Source organism: Seongchinamella sediminis (assembly GCF_003457605.1).
GTDB classification, from domain to species: domain Bacteria; phylum Pseudomonadota; class Gammaproteobacteria; order Pseudomonadales; family Halieaceae; genus Halioglobus; species Halioglobus sediminis.
The window spans coordinates 1-1406 of record NZ_QRAN01000058.1 but is presented as its reverse complement, the minus strand read 5'-3'; the positions used below and the strand labels follow the sequence as shown (position 1 = coordinate 1406).

Below are 1406 nucleotides of genomic sequence, written 5' to 3'. Positions count from 1 at the left end.
AGTCTTTTCCAATATGAAATGAGTCTGTAGGAGGGTCGTGTTTCTAACATGAAATGAGTCTGACATAGGCCCTGCACCCCGTTCATGATGGGAGGATGAAAACCATCATGAATGCCGAAGATCTAACCACCATCGACCAGATCATCGCCTTCCTTGAAGGCACTCAGGCGGTGGCTTTTGAGGTTGCCAGCGATAAAGATAGCCGCTACCAATGGATACAGCGGACCCTGGTCAAATTCCACTACCTGTCGTTGAGCAAGCATGACAAGGGCGTACTGATCCGATACCTCATAAAGATCAGCGGTTATTCACGTCAGCAGATGACGCGCCTTGTGCAACAGTACCGCGACACCGGGAAACTGGTGCGTCAGCAACGCACCACCAATGGCTTCGCACGGCGTTTTACTGACTGTGATATTCGCTTACTGGCCGCAATGGACGAGCGCCACAACACGCCCAATGGCCTGACCATGAAGAAGCTCTGTGAGCGCGCCTACGTGGTGTTTGGCCAGGAAGAGTACCAGCGCCTGGCCTCGATTTCCGTAGCCCACCTATACAACCTGAGGAAGTCCACGGCTTATGTCCGTCACCGCCGCAACGTTGAGAAGACCCGCCCCAGGGCCTCCCAGATCGGCGAACGGCGCAAACCGAGGCCCAACGGGGAACCCGGCTATATCCGCATTGATACCGTCCATCAGGGCGACTGGGACAAGCAAAAAGGGGTTTATCACATCAATGCGGTGGATGAGGTGATCCAGTGGGAGGTTGTCCTCAGTGTTGAGAAAATCAGCGAGCAGTACCTCATCCCGACACTGGAACAACTGCTGGATGGCTTCCCCTTTGTCATCCAGGGGTTCCACTCTGACAACGGCTCAGAATACATCAACAAACGGGTGGCGAAGCTACTGGAGAAGCTGAGGATCGAGTTCACCAAATCCCGGTCCCGGCAAACCAACGATAACGCCCTGGCGGAGAGTAAGAATGGGCATGTGGTACGCAAGATCTTCGGCCACGAGCATATTCCGCAGCACTGGGCGTCGCAGGTCAACGAGTTCAACCGGCAGCACCTCAACCCCTATGTGAACTACCATCGCCCCTGTCTGTTCCCGGAAACCATCACCGACAGCAAGGGCAAGCAGCGCAAGCGGTATCGCTACGAATCACTGATGACCCCGTATGAAAAGCTCAAGTCATTGCCCGAGGCCGAGGGGTATTTGAAACCTGGGATCAGCTTTGAAATACTGGATGCCATCGCATACCAGCACAGCGATAACGAAGCAGCCGACCGGCTTCAACAAGCTCGCCGGCAACTGTTCAAATCAATCCATGAACGGGAGACAAAAAGGGCCTGAAATCGACTCCACATAGCCCCCCGCTTCAGACTCATTTACGAATTAGAAAATACT

At 54.0% G+C, this 1406-nt stretch carries 1 protein-coding gene; it reads left to right on the top strand.

Annotated elements, in window-relative coordinates:
- Positions 1–95 precede the first annotated feature (95 nt).
- Positions 96–1352, top strand: coding sequence for an integrase catalytic domain-containing protein (locus DWB85_RS19290; protein ID WP_117957701.1), 1257 nt, complete (start codon positions 96–98; stop codon positions 1350–1352).
- Positions 1353–1406 lie beyond the last annotated feature (54 nt).